The sequence below is a fragment of the uncultured Veillonella sp. genome, from assembly GCF_934190855.1.
Lineage (GTDB): Bacteria > Bacillota > Negativicutes > Veillonellales > Veillonellaceae > Veillonella.
Window position 1 is genome coordinate 1 of the sequence record NZ_CAKPTN010000083.1, and the last position, 7,259, is coordinate 7,259.

Consider the following 7,259-nt stretch of genomic DNA (forward strand, 5'->3'; position numbering starts at 1 on the left):
ATCCCCTCTTGTTTTAGCACTACTTACCAATGTAGTATCTAGTTTTGAACGATTTATGCCTGAAGCCTCTGTAGATGACGGCTACATGCGCATCATCATCTTTAAAGAGTACTTCATTCTCGACATCCTTAGCGTAATACCGCTCATTATTAGTGGTGCCATTTATAACTCTCGTTATACAACTACATTAACCGTAAACAAGGCATCCATCGAGCTCTTATCTAATGTTGATGATTTAGCCACTAATATGGATGGTGATCCAGGTCCATCTATGCCAGTAGATATCGAAGTATTGCCTCGGGTACTAAAGGTATTTGCCCCATCAAAACATAAAAAGAAAAAGGCTTTGAATTTGCCTAAACTACCGCATATTTAACAAATTATAGAGAAATCTACAAATAGAATTGTAAGGAACTCTATAAAACAAAACCATATAGCTCTATAACACAAAAGCTCTCTAGCAAAGGATAGAGAGCTTTTTATGCTTATTAACTAATAAAATAGATTCCTGTTGCCGACACACTACTTACGAGCAAAGAAATATGCTATCAAGTATAGGTTTTTGGCTAATCTATAATGATGGCATCATGCAAGCGGAAGCTATAAATATAGCATGCTTTCACAGGCATTCCCGTCAATCGCTGTAAGGCCTCTTTATAGAGGTCCATTTGGATTTTATAGCGCTTGATGAGATCTTCCCCAGATTTAACACGGTCTGTCTTGTAATCTACGAGAACCCATTCGCCGTCTTCTTCAAAGGCTGTATCGATAATACCTTGAAGGAATAGATTCTCCCCATCCTCTAAGGTATCGTATACGCGTTTTCCTTCAAAGAGCATACTGAACGGCAATTCTCGTTCTATGCGCTTCGCATTGATGAGACGTTTCCCAAGATCAGAACTGAAGAACTTATACAAACTTGTATCGCTTAATAAATTTCGTTCTTCCTCGGTGAAAGTCCCTTTTCTTACCAATTCATCAAGCTCTTTTGTTAAAGAAGCCTGCGTGTACTTCGCAAGAGGCAACCACTGCATAGCCTCATGCATCAAGGTACCCCATTGAGCCCCCGTCAATACATCCTCTTCGGACTGTAACGCCTGTGGTTTGCGACCGAATACGGAGTTCGCTAAATCATCAGCTGAAACTGTAATAACATCCGAAACATTTCGTTTAGAGGCAGTTTCTACGGGCTCAACGACTTCAATCGGTTCGTTAAGTGTATCGATAGTCCCTGCTTCTAGTTCTCGTTCTTGGAATCGTCGTTTTAATTCACTAACGGAGATTTTAGCCGTCCGTCGTGTGGCATCGCTATACGGATAGGTATAGTTAAAGCGGTCTACTATTTCCTGTGGTAATTCCACAGAGTTAACAGCTTTTAACTCACGCACCTTGTTGATAGTACTTTCATCGATATCTGCTTTGTAGTCTAGATCACCATAGAGAGAGCCATCGTGAATTTCAACCTTTATACGGCACTTCTTATCGGGTAAATCAAAATAGGTAGGCCCTTCATACTCTATGGCTACACGCAATGGATTGCCGCCGTCTAAATGACGAGCAAAGCCCATAATGAGCCACTCTAAATATGTATTAGCTTGAGTAATAATATCTGTAGGTAGTTGTTGCCCCTTTACGGATGCAGCATTTTTAATGAGTTCACCTAAGGTGCTCAACCCACCCTTAGAATTTTTAAAGCCTTTCACAAAGCCCGTCATAAACAGCTTATCTCGCGCCCGTGTTAAGGCTACATAGAGAATACGCTGTTCCTCAGCCTTGAGAGCTGCCTCTTTGACGTCTTTCACATAGAACCACGGCATGGTTGGGAAGGATACTCGAATATCGGGGAAGTACCCCTTAAGACCAAGGCCTGCGTTCTTATCAATGAGGAGCTCAGAGCGAAGGTCCATCATATTGAATTTCTTTTGCATCCCAGATAGGAATACAACAGGGAACTCGAGGCCCTTACTCTTATGAATGGTCATGATGCGCACTACATTATCCGCTTCGCTTACCACATTGGCAAGAGGCATATCTTGGTTGCTATCGCGCAAGCTTTCAACGAATCGCAAGAATCTAAATAGACCTCGGAATCCAGAGGCCTCATAGCCTTTAGCACGGTCATATAAGGCAAGGACATTTGCACGGCGCACAAGACCATTTGGCATGGCCCCTACATAGTTTACATAGTCTTGGGATTCGTAAATATCCCACAACAAATCAGTCACACCGTGACGGCGTGACAAGGTACGCCATCGTTCCATGTGTCCAATAAAGGATAATAAGCGCTCATCTTGTGATTCTTCTGCATAGGCTGGCATAAGCGACCATAAAGAGCCCTCGCCAGATAGGCGCAAAGCACCTAGTTCATTTGCATCAAGCCCAACGAGACCGGAGTGCAACACCGCAGCCATCGGCAAGTCTTGTTCAGGATTATCTATGATGGATAACAACGCTAATAAAATCTGAATCTCTTGGGCTTCAAAGTAGCCATCCCGTTCGTTTACCACCGCAGGGATGCCGGCTTGACGCATAGCCTCTACGGCACGAGTGCCCCAACCCGCCAAAGATCTACGTAAAATAGCAAAATCGCGCCACTCGATTTGACGGAATGTGCCATCCGGATTTTGCACCTTCTTCTTCGCAGCGTGAATTTCCTTGATTTTTTGAATAATGAAATCTAGTTCGCGCTCGTTATTCTCAGGGTCATCCCCTTCGTCTTCGTCGCTTTCACTAGCACCGAGGGTATCCTTACTCACATCTAAAAGCTGCAATTCCACGTCGCCTCCAACCCAATTCTCAGGCGCATCCTCTACGATACGGCCTGGAATGAGGGATTCCGCCTCAGTATAATTGAGCTCCGCTGCCTCTTCTGTCATGATTTGATAGAACAAGAAATTCGTGGCAGCTAAGATATTTTCATGAGAGCGGAAGTTCTTCGCTAGGTCGATACGGCGCTCTACCGCATCATTACCGCCGTAGATGTTATATTTCTCCATAAACAGAGAACTATCAGCCATACGGAAGCTATAAATGGCCTGCTTCACGTCACCCACATAGAACCGATTATCGACGCGAGAAATCAAGTTGATAATCGTCTCTTGCACACCGTTCGTATCTTGGTATTCGTCGACCATGATTTCTTTGAAAGTATCTTGCAGCTCCTTCGCCACGTCAGACGGCTGAGGATCATCCTCTGTGCCAGGTTCAACAAGAAGGGCTAAACATAGATGTTCAAGATCACTAAAGTCCATAATGCCTTGCTCTTGCTTCATATCCCGATAGGCTTGGTGGAATGCAATGGTGAGCTCCACAAGACCTTCAATGATTGGATATTGAGCCTTGAACTGCTCTTGTAAGGTAGCTTCTGGCACGGTAAACACTGCTGCTTGCATGGCTTTAAGGTCATCCTTATTTTGAGCACCTAAGGATTTAAACTCAGCTACTAATATAGGATCAAAGGCTTGTGCCTCTTTTGAGCCCATGCGGAACTGATCTTTAATAAAGGTATCCATATGCTTACAAGCTTCGCCCATATCGTCCCAGGTTTGAGCATTTGAAAGCATGCCTAGTGCAGCTAGTTGGTTATCGTATATATTTTGCCATTTATGAGGCCCTACTGGATCTAGCAAGATTTGTTCCATCCGTTCTAAGCGCTCACGAATGCGGTCCATAACAGCTACCTGTTTATCCCACATATATTGACCCCATAGCGTATCGCTTGGGTTTGTTTCCATAGCCTCTTTATAAGGCACTAATGCTTTACGTAGCCATCCATCAGGATTAGCAAGGGACATAGCGTAGTTATATAAAGACATAATCTTCGCCGTTAAGCCCGCATCAGATTTATCATCACTGAAGAAGTCCGCCAATTCATAAATATTATAAAGGCCCTCTTCATAGGATTTAGTTAATAAATCGGCTAATACCTCTTGTTGCAAGAGTGCCATTTCTGCTTCATTACCAATGCGAGCTGTTGGGTTAATATCGAGCTTGTAGAAATAGGAACGAATCACCCATTGGCAGAAGGAGTGCAATGTAGAAATATGCGCAGATGGCAAGAGATTAAGCTGTCGTTCAAGACGCTGTTGCATAGCCTCATCATCAGTAGACTCCATGGCTTTTGCCAAGGCAAGCCCAATACGAGCACTCATCTCTTGTGCTGCAGCTTTTGTAAAGGTTACAACCATGAGCTCTTGTACGGACAAAGGATTATCCATATCTTTAAGACGCGTAATGATACGCTCTACGAGAACTGCTGTCTTACCCGAGCCAGCCGCTGCTGCTACGAGCAAGGTTTGATTATCTAAGGACGAATCCTTAGGCGCTATGATGGCAGACTCCTGCTCTGGTGTCCATTTAACACCCATGGTTTTCACCTCCTTCGCTACTGTTGTTTCCGTTATTGCGATCCCCGTTGTTCTCGCTATTTTCGTCGTTTAAGACCTCTTTCATCCGTTCTAGTGCATCATCTTCGGACAATCTAGATAAGTAATTGTATCGATTACGGCTAGAGTCAAAACGGCATACAGTGTTGTAATCACAGTATGTACAAGGTCTGTTCTTATTTAACTGGTACGGCTGAATTGGGAATTGTCCTTCTCCAATATGACGACCGATGTCAGCCATTACATGATTGGTATAACGGCACATTACATCAAACTCACCAGTATTCTTAACCTTATGCAAGTCTCTACTAGAAATCGTTTGATCCTTTTTTGTCGCAATTGGTACATATGGTCCTCGTTTAGAACCGTAGGATAAGAACTTATTATCTATATGCGTCAATAACTCGATATCATCGGAGAAGTAGCCGCTATTATGCCATGCATCGCTTTCCTTAGCTAAAGCTACTGCATCCTCATAGGATAGAGGCGCGCCAGCAGGAATTTTAGGGTTCTTCACATAAGAATATACCACAGCCGCTGGAGCCATAGATTGTCCTTGCCTGTTACCATAAGCGGATTCTAAGGCCAATAAATATGTCATAAGTTGCAATTTAAGTCCATAGTACACATCTTGTGCCGTTACATGGGCGCCACCAGACTTGTAATCGATAACCATGCCGTAGGTTTGACCGTCTCGAGTATATTCATCAATGCGGTCAATTTGACCAATGAGGCGCAAATAACGATCTTCCCCAAGAGGTACGCGAATCGGATCCCAGCCACCTTGGCGACCAAAATCTTGCTCCAAGTATTTCGTATCAAAATCGCTGCGCTTGGACCACTCTACAAGGCGGTCTACCGTCACATGTAATGTTCGTTGTACACGTTGCTCGATTGCCTTTTGGTAGGCATCGCTCGTTTCCTCGCCACTGTGATTTTCTTGTAAGATTTCATCGGCTACAGAGCGGCACAAGTTTTGTTGCTCCTCTTCGTTGAGATCACGCCATTGTTTATTATTTTCTAATAAGTAATTACCTAAACGCTCTAAATTAGCATGTAAGAATGTACCAATTTCAGGAGCCCCAAAGGATCGTACACGACGCGGCTCTAGTTTCAAACCATATTGAGCGTAGAACTTAAATGGACATTGTTGGTATCTCTCTAGGCGCGTTACAGAACCAGACATGTAGCCTTTAGATAGGAACAATCCATTTACTAAATCCTTCGTAATGACCGGCACATCGTTATTATCTCGAATACCACGAGATACCTCTGCTAAACGTGGACGATAGGTTTCGCTTTCACGAGCCCAGTTATAAAGGCCCCACCATAATGGATTGACCTCATGACCACTAAAGAGAGCACCCCAACGTTCAGATAATAAGGACAAACTTTGAAGCGGACGCCATACATAATCAGACTCGGTATCAGGTGTAATGGATAGAGGAATATCCATAGCCTTACCGACATATCCAAGGGATTCTAGCCGTTTCACCACGAGGGATGGTTCAAGACCGGTTCCGTCCTCGCCAGAGCTTGCATAGGACAAGGTCAAGGAATCAGATGCCCGTGTCATTGCTAGGTATAGTAGGAAATTCTCGTTGAAAGCCTTCGGCAAAGCACCTTCAGCCAAGGTTATGCCTGCATCAGCCAATTCTTGTCGTTCCTTATCCTTAATAAGACCTTCATCGCCCATGCTTTGTGGGAAAATGCCTTGGTTGAGGCCCATGACGAATACCTTAGGCCACCATTGGCTATAACCACGTTCGATGGTAGTAATCACCACATGATCCAAGGATGGTGGAATCATGGAATAATTTACATCGCTCAAGCCTTCCTCGAGGAGCAACATCATCTCATCTAAGGTCAACACTTCGTCCTTCATGACCATAGAGATTTCATCTATAAAAGAAATAACTGCATTATACATCTGTTCATGGCTGGCTTTGGACTCTTGATCACCTACAGTTTCTGCATCCTTTGCCCACTCATAGAGGCGCTCAGGCACTTGCAAGGTTTCTAATAAACCATAGAGCTGTTCGCCCCATTCTGCCCCTGTATGGCCCTCACTATGAGCAGCAAAATCAAACCACGGGGATAGAATATCCATAATGGTTTGTCGTGCTTGGTTAACACGGGCTCTACGCGGTGCATCAGGGTGACTTTCTTCGTCTTGGCCTTCATGGAAGCCTCGTAAATACGGCCAGCTTTCACGTTCCCATTTATAATGGTCAATACCAAACTCGAGCACGTAGTTTTCTAATTCATCTACGGTCTCACGAGTAAGGGGCATCAAGTCCGTTTTCAGCAAGAGGAACATGCTATCTCGGCTGTAACTATGACGCACAATATCAAAGAGAGCCGTCAACAATTCGCCTAGCGGATGATTTTTCATAGGACGTTGACGGTCGATAAAGTGCGGAATACCGTAGCGACTGAATACCTTTTCCAAGGTATCCCCATACGTTTCAGATTCGCGAAGCATGATGCATACATCGCGGTAACGAGCCTCTGGAGAGGACTCCACATAAGCCAAAATGCGGCGAGCCACTGCATCGGCTTCCCGTTCTCTGTTATAACCTCGAATGAGCGGAATCGTAGTATCAGTAGAATTTTGCTTACTAGGACTAGTAAAGTAATTAGCTTCTAAGTCTTGTACGATTTGAGGGCCCCGTTTGCCGTCAAAACCCACCCAATTAATACTAGAACCATAACGAGCCACTAAGGTGTCGTAAATTTCTAAAGGTCGACTAAAGAGATGTTCCCCTCGACGAGCGAGATTTAAGGCCTTCGGAGCCATCGGTAAATCAATAGTAATAACGGCTTCCTTAGCCAAATCAAATAAGGTATAAATCAACTCGTAATGAGTAGGCG

General features: G+C 44.1%; 3 protein-coding genes. 1 reads left to right on the forward strand and 2 read right to left on the reverse strand.

Features of this window, described 5'->3' with window-relative positions:
• A partial coding sequence (locus tag Q0F90_RS05930; RefSeq protein ID WP_367113415.1) for a diacylglycerol kinase family protein occupies positions 1 to 376 on the forward strand: 376 nt, incomplete at its 5' end.
• 190 nt (positions 377 to 566) lie between these two features.
• Here the strand turns inward: Q0F90_RS05930 and addA are convergent.
• Together addA and Q0F90_RS05940 are read right to left on the reverse strand one after the other, a co-directional pair.
• Entirely contained in the window at positions 567 to 4,367 is a 3,801-nt protein-coding gene (addA, locus tag Q0F90_RS05935; protein WP_296004161.1) for a helicase-exonuclease AddAB subunit AddA, read from the reverse strand.
• The coding region (locus Q0F90_RS05940; protein WP_296004162.1) for a PD-(D/E)XK nuclease family protein at positions 4,357 to 7,259 on the reverse strand (2,903 nt) is incomplete at its 5' end. The genes Q0F90_RS05940 and addA, both read right to left, overlap by 11 nt.